Annotated in this window: 14 protein-coding genes; 3 read left to right on the top strand and 11 right to left on the bottom strand. The window is 73.1% G+C overall.

The window, feature by feature from the left end:
• Positions 1 to 2: 2 nt before the first annotated feature.
• From AB0398_RS23465 to AB0398_RS23430, 8 genes are all read right to left on the bottom strand, one after another.
• Entirely contained in the window at positions 3 to 821 is an 819-nt protein-coding gene (locus tag AB0398_RS23465; protein ID WP_366377575.1) for an RNA methyltransferase, read from the bottom strand.
• 85 nt (positions 822 to 906) lie between these two features.
• On the bottom strand, positions 907 to 2,148 hold the full coding sequence (cobA, locus tag AB0398_RS23460; RefSeq protein WP_366377574.1) for a uroporphyrinogen-III C-methyltransferase: 1,242 nt from the start codon (positions 2,146 to 2,148) through the stop codon (positions 907 to 909).
• A gap of 305 nt (positions 2,149 to 2,453) precedes the next feature.
• Positions 2,454 to 5,750, bottom strand: coding sequence for a nicotinate-nucleotide--dimethylbenzimidazole phosphoribosyltransferase (gene cobT, locus AB0398_RS23455; RefSeq protein WP_366377573.1), 3,297 nt, complete (start codon positions 5,748 to 5,750; stop codon positions 2,454 to 2,456).
• A 304-nt stretch (positions 5,751 to 6,054) separates the two neighbouring features.
• Positions 6,055 to 7,299: a precorrin-6y C5,15-methyltransferase (decarboxylating) subunit CbiE gene (gene cbiE, locus AB0398_RS23450; protein WP_366377572.1), complete on the bottom strand. Its 1,245-nt coding sequence runs from the start codon at positions 7,297 to 7,299 to the stop codon at positions 6,055 to 6,057.
• A 60-nt stretch (positions 7,300 to 7,359) separates the two neighbouring features.
• Positions 7,360 to 7,995 (bottom strand): GNAT family N-acetyltransferase, encoded by a 636-nt coding sequence (locus AB0398_RS23445; protein WP_366377571.1) that lies wholly within the window; start codon positions 7,993 to 7,995, stop codon positions 7,360 to 7,362.
• 181 nt (positions 7,996 to 8,176) lie between these two features.
• The gene (locus AB0398_RS23440; RefSeq protein WP_366377570.1) at positions 8,177 to 9,034 is read right to left on the bottom strand and encodes a MetQ/NlpA family ABC transporter substrate-binding protein; all 858 of its coding nucleotides are present in this window, start codon (positions 9,032 to 9,034) and stop codon (positions 8,177 to 8,179) included.
• Positions 9,035 to 9,127: 93 nt separating this feature from the next.
• Positions 9,128 to 9,796: a methionine ABC transporter permease gene (locus AB0398_RS23435; RefSeq protein WP_366377569.1), complete on the bottom strand. Its 669-nt coding sequence runs from the start codon at positions 9,794 to 9,796 to the stop codon at positions 9,128 to 9,130.
• Positions 9,793 to 10,875 carry an ATP-binding cassette domain-containing protein gene (locus AB0398_RS23430; RefSeq protein ID WP_366377568.1) on the bottom strand — a complete coding sequence of 361 codons (1,083 nt, stop codon included), beginning with the start codon at positions 10,873 to 10,875 and terminating at the stop codon, positions 9,793 to 9,795. Before AB0398_RS23430 ends, AB0398_RS23435 begins: the two co-directional genes overlap by 4 nt.
• Positions 10,876 to 11,444: 569 nt before the next feature.
• Here AB0398_RS23430 and AB0398_RS23425 point away from each other — a divergent pair.
• Complete coding sequence (locus AB0398_RS23425; RefSeq protein ID WP_366377567.1) at positions 11,445 to 11,807, top strand: hypothetical protein; 363 nt, start codon at positions 11,445 to 11,447, stop codon at positions 11,805 to 11,807.
• A gap of 2 nt (positions 11,808 to 11,809) precedes the next feature.
• A complete protein-coding gene (locus tag AB0398_RS23420) occupies positions 11,810 to 12,220 on the top strand; it encodes a hypothetical protein (protein WP_366377566.1) in 411 nt (136 codons plus the stop codon).
• Positions 12,221 to 12,253: 33 nt separating this feature from the next.
• On the opposite strand, the gene AB0398_RS23415 is transcribed toward AB0398_RS23420, so the two are convergent.
• The 3 genes from AB0398_RS23415 to AB0398_RS23405 form a co-directional block, all read right to left on the bottom strand.
• The gene (locus tag AB0398_RS23415) at positions 12,254 to 12,742 is read right to left on the bottom strand and encodes a GNAT family N-acetyltransferase (protein ID WP_366377565.1); all 489 of its coding nucleotides are present in this window, start codon (positions 12,740 to 12,742) and stop codon (positions 12,254 to 12,256) included.
• A 36-nt stretch (positions 12,743 to 12,778) separates the two neighbouring features.
• Entirely contained in the window at positions 12,779 to 13,411 is a 633-nt protein-coding gene (locus AB0398_RS23410; RefSeq protein ID WP_366377564.1) for a sigma-70 family RNA polymerase sigma factor, read from the bottom strand.
• Between the two features lie 135 nt (positions 13,412 to 13,546).
• Complete coding sequence (locus tag AB0398_RS23405) at positions 13,547 to 14,743, bottom strand: glycerophosphodiester phosphodiesterase (protein ID WP_366377563.1); 1,197 nt, start codon at positions 14,741 to 14,743, stop codon at positions 13,547 to 13,549.
• Positions 14,744 to 14,984: 241 nt separating this feature from the next.
• On the opposite strand from AB0398_RS23405, the gene AB0398_RS23400 reads away from it, so the two are divergent.
• Positions 14,985 to 15,656, top strand: a complete 672-nt coding sequence (locus AB0398_RS23400) for a lysophospholipid acyltransferase family protein (protein ID WP_053649160.1) — start codon at positions 14,985 to 14,987, stop codon at positions 15,654 to 15,656.
• Positions 15,657 to 15,747: the final 91 nt, after the last annotated feature.

Below are 15,747 nucleotides of genomic sequence, written 5' to 3'. Positions count from 1 at the left end.
GGTCAGGACTCCGGGCGGCCCGTCGCCACCGCGTAGAACGCGACGGCCGCCGCCGCTCCCACGTTGAGCGAGTCCACGCCGTGGGCCATCGGGATGCGGACCCACTCGTCGGCGGCCCGCAGCGCCTTCTGCGACAGCCCCTCGCCCTCCGCGCCCAGCATCAGCGCCACGCGGTCCCGCTTGTGCGGGGCTGCCTCGTCGATGGAGACCGCCCGCTCCGCCGGGGTGAGCGCGAGCAGTTCGAAGCCCGCCTTCCGTACGGTCTCCAGGCCCCCCGGCCAGCCCTCCAGGCGGGCGTACGGGACGGAGAAGACCGCGCCCATGGACACCTTCACGGAGCGCCGGTAGAGCGGGTCCGCGCAGTCCGGGGAGAGCAGGACCGCGTCCATGCCGAGGGCGGCGGCGCTGCGGAAGATGGCGCCGATGTTGGTGTGGTCGTTCACCGACTCCATGATCACCACCCGGCGGGCGTCCGCCAGCAGCTCGGCCGCCTCCGGGAGCGGCTTGCGCTGCATCGACGCGAGGGCGCCCCGGTGCACGTGGTAGCCGGTGACCCGCTCCGCGAGGTCCGGGTCGATCACGTACACCGGCGCCTCGGACGCGTCGATGACGTCCCGCATGGTGTCGACCCACTTGGCCGAGAGCAGCATCGACCGCATCGCGTACCCCGCCTGACCCGCCCTCCGGATGACCTTCTCGCCCTCCGCGATGAACAGGCCCTCGGCCGGCTCCCGTCTGCGGCGGAGCTCCACGTCGGTCAGGCCCGTGTAGTCGTGCAGGCGGGGGTCGTCGGGAGCGTCGATCGTGATGAGTTCGGCCACTGGGGGATGCTGCCTTGTCCGGGTGCGGGGTGGATGTGGGGTGGGGTGGGTGTGGGGTGGGGTGGGTGTGGGGCGGGGTGGGTTTTTACTTCGTCGGGCCCTCTGTCACCACGTCGCCTATGACGATCACCGCCGGCGGGCGCACCTCCTGCGTCCTGACCGTCTCCGCGACCGTCGCGAGCGTCGCGTCCACCCGGCGCTGGGCCGCCGTCGTGCCCTCCTGGACCAGGGCCAGGGGGGTCTCCGGGGCCTTTCCGTGGGCGATCAGGGCCTCCGCGATCTTTCCGATCTTGTCGACGCCCATGAGGATCACCAGGGTGCCCGTCAGCTTGGCGAGCGAGGCCCAGTCGACCAGGGAGCGCGGGTCGTCGGGGGCCACGTGTCCGCTGACCACCGTGAACTCGTGGGCCACCCCCCGGTGCGTGACCGGGATGCCGGCCGCGCCCGGCACCGAGATCGAGCTGGAGATGCCGGGGACCACCGTGCAGGCGATGCCCTCGGCGGCCAGCGCCTGCGCCTCCTCCATGCCCCGGCCGAAGACGAACGGGTCGCCGCCCTTCAGGCGGACCACCGACTTCCCCGCCTTCGCGTGCTCGATCAGCGCGTTGTTGATGGCCTCCTGGGCCATGAACCGGCCGTACGGGATCTTCGCCGCGTCGATCACCTCGACGTGCGGGGGCAGTTCGTCCAGGAGGTCGCGGGGGCCGAGACGGTCCGCGATCACCACGTCCGCCTCCGCGAGCAGGCGGCGGCCGCGCACCGTGATCAGGTCCGGGTCGCCGGGGCCGCCGCCGACCAGGGCGACGAACGGGGTGCGGGCGCGGTGCTGGGGCGCCGCGATCGAGCCGTCCCGCAGGCCCTCCACGATCGCGTCCCGCACGGCGGCCGAACGGCGCGGGTCGTGGCCGGTGAGCACCGCCACGGTGACTCCGTCGCCGCGGCCGGTGGCCGGGGTCCAGGCGGTGGCCGCCTCGGCGTCGTCCGAGCGCACGCACCAGGTCCGGGTCCGCTCGGCCTCGGCGGAGGCGGCCTCGTTCGTGGCGGGGTCGGTCGTGGCGACCAGGACGTACCAGGCGTCGGCGAGGTCGCCGTCCTCGTACCGGCGCTTGATCCAGGTGATCTCGCCCGTCTCCGCCATCACGTCCACGGACGGGGTCGCGGAGGGGGAGATCAGGGTGACGTCCGCGCCCGCGGCGATCAGGGCCGGCAGGCGGCGCTGGGCGACCTGGCCGCCGCCCAGGACGACCACGCGGCGGCCGGCGAGGCGGAGGCCCACCGGGTAGGCGGGGTGGGCGTCGGGGGTCGCCTTCTCGGTGTTCTCGGCCATGGGTGAGCGGCTCCTCGGGGCGTTGCATGTGCGGGGCCGCTGCGGCGGTGGAGCGGCTGGTGGGGCGCGGTTTCGGGTCCCACGATATCGGTGGCCCCGGGGTGTCACCCTGTGACGGATCTCCCCGCCGTGGAGCGTGACGCGGGGGCCGCTCCGGAACAGGGTTCGGGACTGCGTGATTTACGGCGCCCGCCGTTCTGGAACGGCTCACCCACCGGTCGCGCCACACATCACGCTTGACGTCCCGAACCCTGTTCCTGCGCGGCCCCCACTCGCGTGAGTGGGTGGGGGCCGCGCCGGTGGTGCTACTTCTCGGTGACTCCCGCCGAGTCGAACGTGGCCACCTCGTGCATCGCGCGGGCCGCGCTCTGCACCAGCGGGAGGGCGAGCAGGGCGCCCGTGCCCTCGCCGAGGCGGAGGTCGAGGTCGACCAGGGGGCGCAGGCCCAGCTTGTTCAGGGCCGCCACGTGGCCCGGCTCGGCGCTGCGGTGACCCGCGATGCAGGCCGCGAGCGACTCGGGCGCGATCGCCCGGGCCACCAGGGCCGCCGCTCCGGTGGAGACGCCGTCGAGGATCACCGGGGTGCGCAGCGAGGCCGCGCCCAGGATCAGGCCCACGAGGGCCGCGTGCTCCAGGCCGCCGACCGCCGCGAGGGCGCCGATCGGGTCCTCCGGGTCCGGGGTGTGCAGGGCGAGGGCGCGGCGGACCACGTCCACCTTGCGGGCGTGGGTCTCGTCGTTGATGCCGGTGCCCCGGCCCGTGACCTCGGCCGGGTCCACGTCGGTGAAGACCGAGATCAGGGCGGCGGAGGCCGTGGTGTTGGCGATGCCCATCTCGCCCGTGAGCAGGGCCTTGTTGCCGGCCGCCACGAGGTCGCGGGCCGTTTCGATGCCCACCTCGATCGCCGCCAGGACCTCTTCGCGGGTCATCGCGGGGCCCGTGGTGAAGTCGGCGGTGCCGGGGCGGACCTTGCGGGGCAGGAGGCCCGGGGTGGCCGGGAGCTCGGAGGCCACGCCGACGTCGATGACGCAGACCTCGGCGCCGACCTGGTTGGCGAACGCGTTGCAGACCGCTCCCCCGCCGAGGAAGTTGGCCACCATCTGGCCGGTGACCTCCTGCGGCCAGGGCGTGACGCCCTGGGCGTGGACGCCGTGGTCGCCCGCGAAGATCGCGACGGCCGCGGGCTCCGGGATCGGCGGCGGGCACATCCGGGAGAGGCCGGCGAGCTGGGCGGAGATGATCTCCAGCATGCCCAGGGCCCCGGCGGGCTTGGTCATGCGCTTCTGGCGCTCCCAGGCCTCGCCGAGCGCCTTGGCGTCCAGCGGGCGGATGTTCGCGACGGTCTCCTGGAGGAGGTCGTGCGGCTCCTCGCCGGGCAGGGCGCGGCGGCCGTACGTCTCCTCGTGGACGACCCAGGCCAGCGGGCGGCGCTTGGACCAGCCCGCCTGCATCAGCTCGGGCTCCTCGGGGAACTCGTCCACGTAGCCCACGCAGAGGTACGCGACCACTTCGAGGTGCTCGGGGAGGCCGAGGGTGCGGACCATCTCGCGCTCGTCGAAGAAGCTGACCCAGCCGACGCCGAGGCCCTCGGCGCGGGCCGCGAGCCAGAGGTTCTCGACCGCGAGCGCGGAGGAGTACGGGGCCATCTGCGGCTGCGTGTAGCGGCCGAGGGTGTGGCGGCCGCCCCGGGTGGGGTCGGCGGTCACCACGATGTTGACCGGGGTGTCGAGGATGGCCTCGATCTTCAGTTCCTTGAACTGCTTCGCACGGGCCTTCGGCAGCGACCTGGCGTACGCCTCGCGCTGCCGCTGGGCCAGCTCGTGCATCGTCTGCCGGGTCTCGGCGGAGCGGATGACGACAAAGTCCCAGGGCTGGGAGTGGCCGACGCTGGGGGCCGTGTGGGCGGCCTCCAGGACGCGGAGCAGCACCTCGTGCGGGATCGGGTCGGAGCGGAAGCCGTTGCGGATGTCGCGGCGCTCGCGCATGACGCGGAGGACGGCCTCGCGCTCGGCGTCGTCGTAGCCGGGGGCCGGAGCCGGAGCCAAGGCCGGAGTGACCTCCTGGACCGGTTCCGGGGTGGGAGCGAGCTCTTCACCTTCGGTGGGAGCGGGCTCCGGGGCGGGGGTCGGCTCCGGAGCAAGTGTCGGTTCCGGAGCAGGTGCCGGTTCCGGAGCAGGTGCCGGTTCCGGAGTGGATGCCTGCTCCTGGGCCGGGGTCGGCTCCTCGGTCGGGGTCGGCTCCTGGACCTGGATCTGGATCGGCTCCGCCGTGGGGACGGTTTCCGCCGCCGGCGCGGGCTCCGGCTGCTCCTGGAGTACGGGTTCCGGGGTCTCCTGCTCCTGCGGCTGCTCGGGGGCGGTCTCCGCCACCGGCTCCCCGGGTGCCTGCTCCACCGGGGCCTCGGGCTCGGCGGCGGGCTCCTCGGGCTCGTCCGGTACGGGGGCGGGGGCGGCGGCCACGACGGGCTCCGGCTCGGGCTCGCGCGGCGCGGGCACGACGACCGCCTCGGGGCCGGCCGGCTCCTCCCAGATCTCCGGGGCGGCCTCGGGCGCGGGCTCCGCCGCGGCAGCGGGCGCCTCGGGCTCGGGGGCCGGTTCCGCGGCCGGGGGCTGCTCCGGGGCCGGGGGCTGCTCCGGGGTCGGCGTCGGGGCCAGGTGCGGGGCGGTCGGGACGGTGCCCTCGACCTGGACGAACTGACCGGAGTGGTCCGGGTGCGGGACGACCGTTTCTGCGGGGGGCCGCACCACCGGCTCCTGCGCGGTCCACGGCTCGGCGCCCTGCGGCGCGAGCTGCTGCTCCTGCGCGATGTCGAAGTACTCGGGGCCCGTGGCCGGCGGGCCCGGGGTGCGGACCGGCACGGGGACGGGGCCGGTGGCCACGAGGGGCTCCGGAGCGGGCTGCGGGGCCGGGGCGGGCGCGGTGGCCGGGCCCCGGTCGGCCAGCGAGCGCACGACTCCGCCGGTGCCCTCGGGCACGGGCGGGCCCATGTGCAGCGGGCGGCGGGCGGGCGGCGGGGTCTGCGCCACGGCCGGCGGGGGCAGGGGGACGCCGCCGAGGTCGACGGAGCCCGAGTCGTGGCCGACGGCCTCGTGCGCGCCGGTGTCGAGGATGCCGGGCTCGTAGCCGTGGTCCGTGAGGACCGGCTCGTGCGGGGCGGCCGGGACGCCGTGCGCGGGAGTGCCGGCGGCGGGGACGCCGTGCGCCGGGGTGCCGGTGTACGGGTCGAGCGGTACGCCCTGCGGCGGGGTCCGGTCCTGCGGGGCGGTCAGGACGTCGCCGAGGGCGGCGTGCTCGGGGAGCGGGTCCGTGAGCGGGTCGGGCAGGGGGTCCGTCAGCGGGTCGCCCAGCGGGGCCGGGGCCTCCTGGTGCGGGAGCACGGGGACCGGCGGGGGCACGGCGACCGGCGGCGCGGGCACGACGCCCGGCGGGTGCTCGCTCCAGGCGCCCTGGGCGCCCGGCATCAGAAGCAGGTCGTCGTCCTCGGCGGTGTGCTCGGAGGGGTCCAGGAAGGTGTACGCGGCCGGTGCGGGGATGCCCGGCTGCTCCACCATGCCTGCGTTCTCCGGCAGCCCCTCGCCCGGGACCTGGCCGGTGTCCGTCATGCGTACCCCTCGCCCATCGCTTGTGCTCCTTCGGACCTGCGCCCGTCGACAACAACGAGCGCGCGCGCCGCGCGGCACGAAGCGCGCGGACACCTGCACATTGTCCCGGTCCTCGGCCGCCGTGGCAGGAAGATTCGCCACGGTGCGCTGTGGACTGCGCCACGTCGCGCGGTCCCCCCTGGTCGCGTACCACACCGGCCTGCCCCGAGGGGCGACCATTTCAGGACATCGGCACATGAAGTGACGAACGTCCGGATGCGGTACAACAATCGGCCAGCCTACCCCGACCGGCGGGGCGGGCGGATCAGGGGGAGCGTTCGATCCTGCGTCCGGAGAGCAGGAAGACGGCCGAACGATCGCGTTCCGACCAGGTGTCCGGGTCGAGTCCGACGGTCTGGAGGAGGAGGCTCTCGACGGCGTAGCCGCCGGCGGCGGTGAGGGCGGCGGCGATCGCCTCGGCCTCGTCGCGGGTGGAGGCGTGGGCGACGATGCGCTCCGGGCGCCGGTCGGCGCAGGCGGTGACGACGGTGACGCCGCCGGCCGCGATCCGCACGACGTCGGGTTCGGGCAGGCTCTCCAGGACGTGCGGGGCGCGGCCCTGGACGGTCTGGAGGGGGACGCCGTGGCGGCGGGCGGCGGCCTCGGTGCGGGCGCGGGCGGCCGGGTCGAGGTCGACGGCGATGACGGCGGCGCCGAAGCGGGCCGCCTCGACGGAGAAGGCGCCGCCCCCGCAGCCGATGTCCCAGACGAGGTCGCCGGTGCGGGGCCCGAGACGGGCGAGTTGGGCGGCTCGGAGGGCGGGGTCCTCGCCCGCTTTCGGGCGGACCTGATCGGTTGCGGTGCCGTGCCCCTCGGAGTCGTACTCCTCGGTGGGGAGGCCCCAGCCGCGGACGGGGCGGACGGACGGGTCCTGGCCCGCCAGCCAGGGGGCGGCCGGGGTGCCGCCTCCCCCGCCGATGACGAGGACGACGTTCGGGTCGCGCCAGACGTGGTCGGCGGCCTTGTCGGAGGTGAGGACGGAGACCCGTTCGCGGTCGGTGCCCAGCTCCTCGCAGACGACGAAGGTGCGGTGGACCCCGTCGAGGAGGAGGGCGAGTTCCGCGGGGCCCGCGCCCGGCGAGGTGAGGACGGCGACCTTGGGGTGGGCGCGGCAGACGTTGACGGCGCGGCGCAGGGTGCGCTGCTGGGCGACGACGATCCGGGCGTCCTCCCAGGGCATGCCGGCCCGGGCGAAGGCGGCGGCGACGGAGGAGACGGCGGGGACGACCTCGACCTCCAGGCCGTGCTCGGGGGCGCGCAGGGTGCGGACGACGCCGAAGAAGCCGGGGTCGCCGTCGGCGAGCACGACGGCGGTGCCGCGGTGGCCGGCGATGCGGCGGGCGGCGAGGTCGACACTGCCGAGGCGGATGCGTTCGGCGGCGGCCGGCACCTCGGGCCGGTCCAGGTGGTGGCCGGCTCCGGCCACCAGGGTGGCGGCGGAGAGCGCGGACAGGGCCGCCGGGGAAAGGGGCGATCCGTCCCAGCCGATCACCGTGACGCGGTCGGCCATCGTCGTCTGTCTCCCTGTGGTGTTGTCGCAGGTCGGGGGCGTGCCGAGCGTACCCGGTCGTCAGCTCCAGTCGGTGTACGAGGAGTATCCGGCCTCGGCCATCTGGTCGGCGACGTCGTCGAGGTCCTCGGGGAGGAGGCCCCAGACGATGAAGTCGGTGCGCAGGTCCGTCCAGCCGCCGTCCTCGGTGCGGGTGCGGGCTATGCAGGCGTTGCGCAGGACGCCCTCGCTGATGCAGCCGATCTTCTGGGCGACCTGCTGGGAGGCGGTGTTGTCGGCCGGGGTGCGCAGTTCCAGGCGTTCGAACTTCCGGTCGTTGAAGAGCCACCGGGCGGTGGCGAGCGCGGCCTCGGAGGCGTAGCCCTCGCCGCGGGCCCAGGGGGCGACGATGTACGAGAGTTCGGTGGAGCGGACGCGCCAGTCCGTGTCGCTCAGCTGGACGACGCCGACGAGGCGCTGGGTGAGGAACTCGGTGACGGCGAGGTCGAGTCCGCGGCCGGCGGCGCGTTCGGCGGGGGCGTGCTCGGTGATCCAGCGGTGGGCGGCGGCCTCGGTGTAGGGCTGGGGCACGGCGGTCCAGGCGCCGACGAGTTCGTCGTTCATCATCTCGGCGAGCGCGGGGGCGTCCGCCTCCTCGAACGCGCGCAGCACCAACCGGTCCGTGTTGATGGAGATGTCCGGAAAGGTGGTAGTCATGCGCAGCTCCATGCCGTGGACCGTCCGAATCGACCGTGAACGCACAGCATGCAGCATGCCGCCGCCGGTGCGCATGGCCGGGTCGGGTACGACGGAAGGCCCCGCGCACCGGACGGGGTGCGGGGGCCTTCCGCTCAAGGACTGTACGGGGGAACCGTTCTGACGGCCCCTCGGACAGCGGTTATTCCTTGGGGGCGCCGAAGGCCGGGATGACCGAGCCCTTGTAGGTGTCCTCGATGTACTTCTTCACCTCGGGCGAGTTGAGGAGCTCGGCGAGCTTCTGCACGCGGGCGTCCTTCTCGTTGCCCGCCTTCACGGCGAGGAAGTTGGCGTACGGGTTGCCCTCGGCCTTCTCCAGGGCGATGGCGTCCTTCGCCGGCTCCAGCTTCGCCTCCAGGGCGTAGTTGCCGTTGATGACGGCGGCGTCGACGTCGTTCAGGGCGCGGGGCACGGTGGCGGCCTCCAGCTCCTTGAACTCCAGGCCCTTCTTGTCGGTGATGTCGGAGAGCTTGGCGTTGGTGCCGACGCCGTCCTTGAGGGCGATCAGGCCGTTCTCGGCGAGGAGCTGGAGCGCGCGGCCGCCGTTGGTGGTGTCGTTGGGGACGGCGACGGTCTGGCCGGGCTTGATGTCCTTCAGCGACTTGAGCTTCTTGGAGTAGAGGCCGAGCGGCTCCAGGTGGACGTTGACCACGGGGACGACGGTGGTCTTGTTCTTCTGGTTGAAGTCGTCGAGGTACGGCTTGTGCTGGAAGAAGTTGGCGTCGACCTGGCCGGACTGGGTGGCGGTGTTCGGCAGGACGTAGTCCGTGAACTCCTTCACCTCCAGCTTCAGGCCGGCCTTCTCGGCCAGGTTGTCCTTGACGTAGTTGAGGATGTCGGCGTGCGGCGTCGGGGACGCGGCGACGACGAGGGGCTTGTCGGCGGCGCCAGCCGAGTCCTTGGAGGAGGACGGGTCGGAGGAGGTGCCGCAGGCGCTCAGGCCGAGGGCGAGGGCTGCGGTGGCGGCGACGCCGGCGGTGAGCTTGATGTTCTTGCGCACGAAGAGTGCCTCTTTCGGGTGGAGTGGTAGTCGTCTGGACAACAAGTCCGGACTGTTCTTCGCAGGACGAAGTCGGGGGCGGGACGGGACGGCTCAGGCCGTGCGGCCCCGGCGGGCGAGGAGTCGGACGACTCCGTCGCCGATGAGCTGGACGACGGTCACGACGGCGACCAGGACGACCACCGTGACGAGCATGAAGGTGGTGTCGAAGCGCTGGTAGCCGTAGGTGACGGCCTTGGAGCCGAGGCCTTCGCCGCCGACCGCGCCGGCCATCGCGGAGTAGCCGATGAGCACGATCACGGTGGTGGTGACGCCCGAGACCAGGGAGGGCAGGGCCTGCGGGAGCAGGACCTTGCGGACGATGGTGGGGATGCCGCCGCCCATGGCCTGGACGGCTTCGACGAGGCCGTGGTCGACCTCGCGGATCGCGGTCTCGACGAGGCGGGCGAAGAAGGGGATGGCGCCGATGGCGAGCGGCACGATCATCGCGGTCGGGCCGATGAAGGTGCCGACGACGAAGGTGGTGAAGGGGATCAGGGCGATCAGCAGGATGATGAAGGGCAGCGAGCGGCCCACGTTCACGATCGCGCCGACGACCTTGTTCACCGGCCGGTTCTGGAGCAGTCCGCCCTTGTCCGTGAGGACGAGGAGGATGCCGAGCGGCAGGCCGCCGAGGACGGTGACGACGGTGGCCCACAGGACCATGTAGAGGGTGTCGACGGTGCCCTGCTCCAGCAGGGGCTGCATCTCGGACCAGGTCACTTGGCACCTTCCTTCACCAGTACGGTCGCCGCGTCGGACACCGATTCCTGGACAACCGTTTCTTCGGTGGTCTCGACTTCTTCCACGACCTCGACCTGGAGGCCCTGCTCGCGCAGGAAGCCGACCGGGACGACGTTCTCCTCGTACCGTCCGGGCAGTTCGATCCGCATCCGGCCGATCTGCCTGCCGCCGACGGTGTCCATCGCCGCCCCGAGGATCGAGATGTCGATGTTGTACGTGCGGGAGAGCTGGGAGATGACCGGCCGGGTCGCGGCCTCGCCGTGGAAGGTGACGTCGACGACCGTGCGGTCGGGGCCGGTGGGGGCGCCGCCGACGGGGAAGAGCTCGGCCGCGAGCTGGGAGCCGGGGGTGGCGAGCAGTTCGCCGACGGTGCCGGACTCGACGACGCGCCCGTGCTGCATGAGGGCGGCGGAGTCGCAGATGGTCTTGACGACGTCCATCTCGTGCGTGATCAGCAGGACGGTGAGGCCGAGCTGCTGGTTGAGGTCGCGCAGGAGCTGGAGGATGGAGCGGGTGGTCTCCGGGTCGAGGGCGCTGGTGGCCTCGTCGGAGAGGAGGACCTTGGGCTTGCCGGCGAGGGCGCGGGCGATGCCGACGCGCTGCTTCTGGCCGCCGGAGAGCTGGGCGGGGTAGGCCTTGGCCTTGTCGGCGAGGCCGACGAGGTCGAGGAGTTCCAGGGCGCGGCGGGAGCGCTCGGCGCCGGATATGCCAAGGATCTCCAGGGGGAGCTCGATGTTGTCCTTGACCGTGCGGGAGGACAGCAGGTTGAAGTGCTGGAAGACCATGCCGATGCTGCTGCGCGCCCGGCGCAGGTCCTTGCCCGCGCGGCGGCTCCTGCCGGCGAGGGCGGTGAGGTCGACGCCGTCGACGGTCACCGTGCCGGAGGTGGGGCGCTCCAGGAGGTTGACGCAGCGGATGAGGGAGGACTTGCCGGCGCCGCTCTGGCCGATCACGCCGAACACCTCGCCCTCGCGGACGTGGAGGTCGACGCCGTCCAGAGCGGTGACCTGCCGGCCGCGCGACTCGTAGACCTTGGTCAGGCCCGAAGTGGTGATCACAGGGGTTTCCGTCACTGTCGAGTGCGCGACGCGGGGTCCGTCACGCACGGGGCATTCGTCATCGGACAGTCAGGCGCACGGGGGCCGGTCCGGCGGATGGCCGGGCGTCGGCGGGTGCGCGGGGCAGGCACGGTCCGCCGCCGTCGGGCGGGGAGAACCGGTGCGGCCGTCGGTCTCGCTTCGGGGCGCGAAAATCGGCGGGAGCCCTCAGATGGCGCACATTCGACACATACAACGAGCACCGGGCGTCGTGATCGCCTCGGTCGCAAGGGTGCGGCTGCTCGTCGTGGTCATGTCTGCAAGTAAAGCACGCACGGTCGCGAACGAAAGGGGCGTGTCCGAATAGCGGACACCTTTGAGACGGTATTCGGACAGCCTGGAGGCGCCGGTTCCGCTTCTCTTCCCTTGTGCGGCCTGGAGGGATGGGGCGGTGGGTGGGGGCGGGCAGGAGCGGCCGGGTGGCCTTCTGTGGCCAAGGCCACGCCGGGGCGATGGGGGGCGGGGCCAGCGGGAGGTGATGGGGAGGGCCGAGCGCATCGGGTCATTCGGACCGTAATACCCTCGGGCGCATGCTCGACGCCCTGACGGTCGCGGTCTCCGCGGCCGCGCTCGCCCTCGCCGCCTGGTGCGGCTTCGCCGCCTTCCGCGACCAGCCGACCAAGGACTGGCACTTCATCGGCATGGCCGTGGTGACCTTCCTGGTCCTGGCCCAGCTGATCGTCGGCATCGTGCAGCTGACGCGCGGCGAGAAGGCCGAGGAGGGCGCGACGATCTTCGTCGCCTATCTGCTCGGCGCGCTGTGCGCGGTGCCGATCGCCGGATTCATGTCGCTCGCGGAGCGCAGCCGGTGGGGTTCGGCGACGGTGGCGGCCGGCGCGGTCGTCCTGGCGGTGCTCGAAGTGCGTCTCTACGACATCTGGACGGTGGGCTGACCATGACCGCGACCGAGGGAACGACCCGTCTGGTCAAGGGGCCGGGCATGCTCCTCGTCTGGCTGTACGGCGTGATGTCGGTCGGCGCGGTCTCCCGCTCGATCTACCAGATCGCCACCGAGTTCGACCGGGCGCCGCTCGCGTACTCCCTGTCGGCGGTGGCGGCCGTCGTCTACGTCTTCATCACGTACACGCTGGTGCGGGGCGGGGAGAAGGCCCGCAGGGCGGCGCTGGTGTGCTGCGCCGCCGAGCTCACGGGCGTGCTGGTCGTGGGGGCCTGGACGCTGGTCGAGCCGTCCGCCTTCCCGGACGCGACGGTCTGGTCGGACTTCGGCTACGGCTACGTCTTCATCCCGGTGCTGCTGCCGCTGACCGGGATCTGGTGGCTGCGGAGGGCCAAGGCCGCCGCCTAGCCGCCTGGGGTCTCGATCGGCGCCGGGCGGGCCCTACGCGGCCTTCTCCAGGGTCACCAGGGTGAGCCGGGGGCCGAGTTCCCGGGTGGAGACCTGCGCGTACCCCTTGCTGCGGTAGAGGCGCAGGTTGACCTCGCTGCGGTGGCCGGTGAAGAGCTGGAAGCGCTTGACGGGCGGAGCGGCCTCGGGCGCGGCGGCGAAGTGGCGCTCTATGGCGTCGAGGAGCCGGCCGCCGAGGCCGTGCCGCCGCATCCGGGGATGGACGATGAGCTTGGCGATCCGTACGGTGCCGTCCTCGTCGACGCGGGCCCGTACGGAGGCGACGACCTCGTCGCCGAGGCGGGCCACGAGCCCGTGCCCCTCCTCCAGTTCGGCGCGCAGGGCGTCGAGCGACTGGGTGAGCGGTTCGATGGACCAGTCCCCGTAGATCTCCGCCTCGCTCTGGTAGCAGAGGTACTGCAGCTTCAGGATGTGCTCCGCGTCCCGCGCGTCCGCCGCTGAGATGGTCACACTCAGGCCCATGTGTGCACGCCTCCCGCTCATCTGTCGATCATCGGTTCAACACACCCTTCCCCGACGGCCGGGGACGGGAACCTCCGCAGCCAGCATTCTGCGCAGGCATCCCAGGCAACGGGAACGCATCGGCCCCAGACTCCCCTGTGAGATACCCAACTCTCCTGCGATTTCGCGGTAGGTGAGGTCATCCGGGTCGAGCATCGCGGTGAGGACGCCGGGGCAGCGGCCGGGGGTGCGGGTGACGGCGGCGCGCAGGGCGCGGCGGCCCTCGGCGGCCATCAGGGAGTGCTCCGGGGAGCCGTGGGGCTCGGCGCCGCCCGGCTCGTGGACGGGCTCGTCCCGGTAGGGGCGCTCCCGGTCGCCGGTCCTGCGGGCGCGGCGGGCCTCGGCCCGTACGGCCCGGCGCAGCCATTCGGCGGGCCGCTCGGGGGCGCCGGTCTCCCGGAGGCGTTCCAGGAGGCGGAGCCAGACGGCCTGTTCCAGGTCGCCGGGGTCGACGCCGGCGGCCGGGGCCTCGGCGTCCGACTCGGCGGCGAGGAGCGGGGCGAGCTCACCGAGGAGGCGGGCCGACGCGTCGGTGAAGGGGGCGGGAGGTGCGGATACGGCTACGGGTGCGGGTGCGGGCGCGGGCGCGGATACGGGTGCCGGTGGGGCGAGGGTGTCGGGGGTGGTCATGCCCCGCACGATGTCGGGGCATGCGCCCGTGGTTGCGGTACGGGGCGTAAACCACCCGGGAGGGGGTCGTACCGGGCCCGGGAGGCCGGGCAGGGGTGTGCGCGGGCCCGGGGGGGGTCCGGGCCCGCGGGGGTGTCAGCGGTGGGCGGTGAGGTCCGCGGCGGCGAGCAGGGCGGTGTCCGGGTTGTCGGAGAAGATGCCGTCGATGCCCGTCTCCAGGTACTTCCTCAGGGCGCCGAAGGAGTCGCCGTAGGCGTTCGGGTCGGTGCCACGGCGGAACTCCGCGGGCAGGAAGGCGTTCTCGTTGCGGTGTGTGTACGGGTGGACGACGAGCCCGGCCGCGTGCGCGTCGCGGACCAGGGTGGTCGGGGTGCCGAGTCGCCCGCCCGCGTCCCGGGGGACGACCAGGTCGAGCGTGGGGCCGATGCCCTCGGCGTACGAGGCGATCCACCGCAGGCCCTGGGGGGTGATCAGGTCCGCGACCGTGCGCGGGTCCCCGGCCTCGGTGAAGTCCCAGGGGCGGCTGCCCGCGCCGGAGAGGAGGACCACGCCGGGGGCGTCGACCAGCTTCGCCAGGCGCTGGATGCTGCTCGGCTCGAAGGACTGGAGGATGACCGGGGAGTGCGCGCGGTGGCGTCCGTACCGGCGCAGCAGCTTCGCGAGCCGCTCCTCCAGGCCGAGGCCGAGGGAGCGGAAGTAGCTGGGGTGCTTGGTCTCGACGTACAGCCAGACCTCGCGGCCCCGGCGGCGGCCCTCCTCGTCGGCCCAGCGCAGCACCTCCTCGAAGGTGGGGACCGTCCAGCGGCCGTCGTAGAGGGTGTTCTCCTGGCGGTTGGCCGGGATGCGCTCCTTGGCGCGCAGGGTCTTGAGCTCGGCGAGCGTGAAGTCCTCGGTGAACCAGCCGGTGAGCGCGGTGCCGTCGACGGTCTTGGTGGTCCTCCGGGACGCGAACTCGGGGTGGTCGGCGACGTCGGTGGTGCCGGTGATGTCGTTCTCGTGGCGGCAGACCAGGTGTCCGTCCCGGGTGGGGACGAGGTCCTGCTCGATCACGTGGGCGCCGAGGTCGAGAGCCAGCCGGTAGGAACCGAGGGTGTGTTCGGGGCGGTAGCCGCTCGCGCCGCGGTGGCCGATGACGGTGGGGACGGGCAGGGAGCGGTAGCCGCGGCCCCGGCCGTGCGCGCCGCCCGCCCCGGCGGCCGACGTGGTCCGCGGGGCCGCGTCGGCGGCCTGCGCGGTGCCGGCGGTGAGGGCCGCGGAGGCGCCGAGGACGGTGGCGCCCGCCGCGCCGAGAACCGTTCTCCGTGCCGGGGTCCGGCGTTCGCCCTGGGTCATGAGGGATCCTCCTGAGTGGACCGTGGTGTGATGTCCCGCACCTGGCGGCGGTGACCCCGACGCTAGGCACGAAGCCCCTACGGGCGGCAGACCTGCGCAGAACATGGCGGAAACACACGTCAACACTGCGTATCCACTCGGTGAACCCGATGTGCGCGCGGTGGTGACCCGCGAGTATCGTCGCCGGGTGCACCGTCGGTGCGGCCGCCTTCGCCCGACCCGCTTCCCACCGGAGGAACCGTTGTCCCGTCTCGCGATCATCAAGGCAGTGCTCGGGCCGGTCATGCGCCTGATGTTCCGCCCCCGCGTGGAGGGCGCCGAGAACATTCCGGGGACGGGTCCCGTGATCCTCGCGGGGAACCACCTGACCTTCATCGACTCGATGATCATGCCGATCTGCCTGGACCGTCCGGTCTACTTCATCGGCAAGGACGAGTACGTGACGGGGAAGGGCCTCAAGGGCCGGGCGATGGCCTGGTTCTTCACCAGCGTCGGCATGATCCCGGTGGACCGGGACGGCGGCCGGGGCGGTGTGGCGGCGCTGATGACGGGCCGCCGGATCCTGGAGGAGGGCAAGGTCTTCTCGATCTACCCGGAGGGCACCCGCTCCCCCGACGGCCGGCTGTACCGGGGCCGTACGGGCATCGCGCGGCTGACCCTGATGACGGGCGCGCCGGTGGTGCCGTTCGCGATGATCGGCACCGACAAGATCCAGCCGGGCGGGGCGGGCTTCCCGCGCCCGGGCCGGGTGACGGTCCGCTTCGGCGAGGCGATGGAGTTCTCGCGGTACGAGGGGATGGACCGCGACCGCTACGTCCTGCGGGCGGTGACGGACTCGGTGATGGCCGAGGTGATGCGGCTCTCCGGGCAGGAGTACGTGGACATGTACGCCACCAAGGCGAAGGCCGCGTAGGTCTTCTTCTTGAGCTCATGGGGGCGCCCCCGTACGGTCCTTTCCGTACGGGGGCGCTTCCGTGTGCGGGGCGGGTCCGGGGACGCGCCAG

It is taken from the genome of Streptomyces sp. NPDC086147 (assembly GCF_040702165.1).
GTDB lineage: Bacteria > Actinomycetota > Actinomycetes > Streptomycetales > Streptomycetaceae > Streptomyces.
This window is presented reverse-complemented; position numbering and strand designations above follow the sequence as displayed.

Coding starts and splice junctions, on each gene's coding strand:
- cobA (WP_366377574.1), bottom strand. CDS start 2,148: ATGGCCGAGAACACCGAGAAGGCGACCCCCGACGCCCACCCCGCCTAC.
- cobT (WP_366377573.1), bottom strand. CDS start 5,750: ATGACGGACACCGGCCAGGTCCCGGGCGAGGGGCTGCCGGAGAACGCA.
- cbiE (WP_366377572.1), bottom strand. CDS start 7,299: ATGGCCGACCGCGTCACGGTGATCGGCTGGGACGGATCGCCCCTTTCC.
- AB0398_RS23445 (WP_366377571.1), bottom strand. CDS start 7,995: ATGACTACCACCTTTCCGGACATCTCCATCAACACGGACCGGTTGGTG.
- AB0398_RS23425 (WP_366377567.1), top strand. CDS start 11,445: ATGCTCGACGCCCTGACGGTCGCGGTCTCCGCGGCCGCGCTCGCCCTC.
- AB0398_RS23420 (WP_366377566.1), top strand. CDS start 11,810: ATGACCGCGACCGAGGGAACGACCCGTCTGGTCAAGGGGCCGGGCATG.
- AB0398_RS23415 (WP_366377565.1), bottom strand. CDS start 12,742: ATGGGCCTGAGTGTGACCATCTCAGCGGCGGACGCGCGGGACGCGGAG.
- AB0398_RS23410 (WP_366377564.1), bottom strand. CDS start 13,411: ATGACCACCCCCGACACCCTCGCCCCACCGGCACCCGTATCCGCGCCC.
- AB0398_RS23405 (WP_366377563.1), bottom strand. CDS start 14,743: ATGACCCAGGGCGAACGCCGGACCCCGGCACGGAGAACGGTTCTCGGC.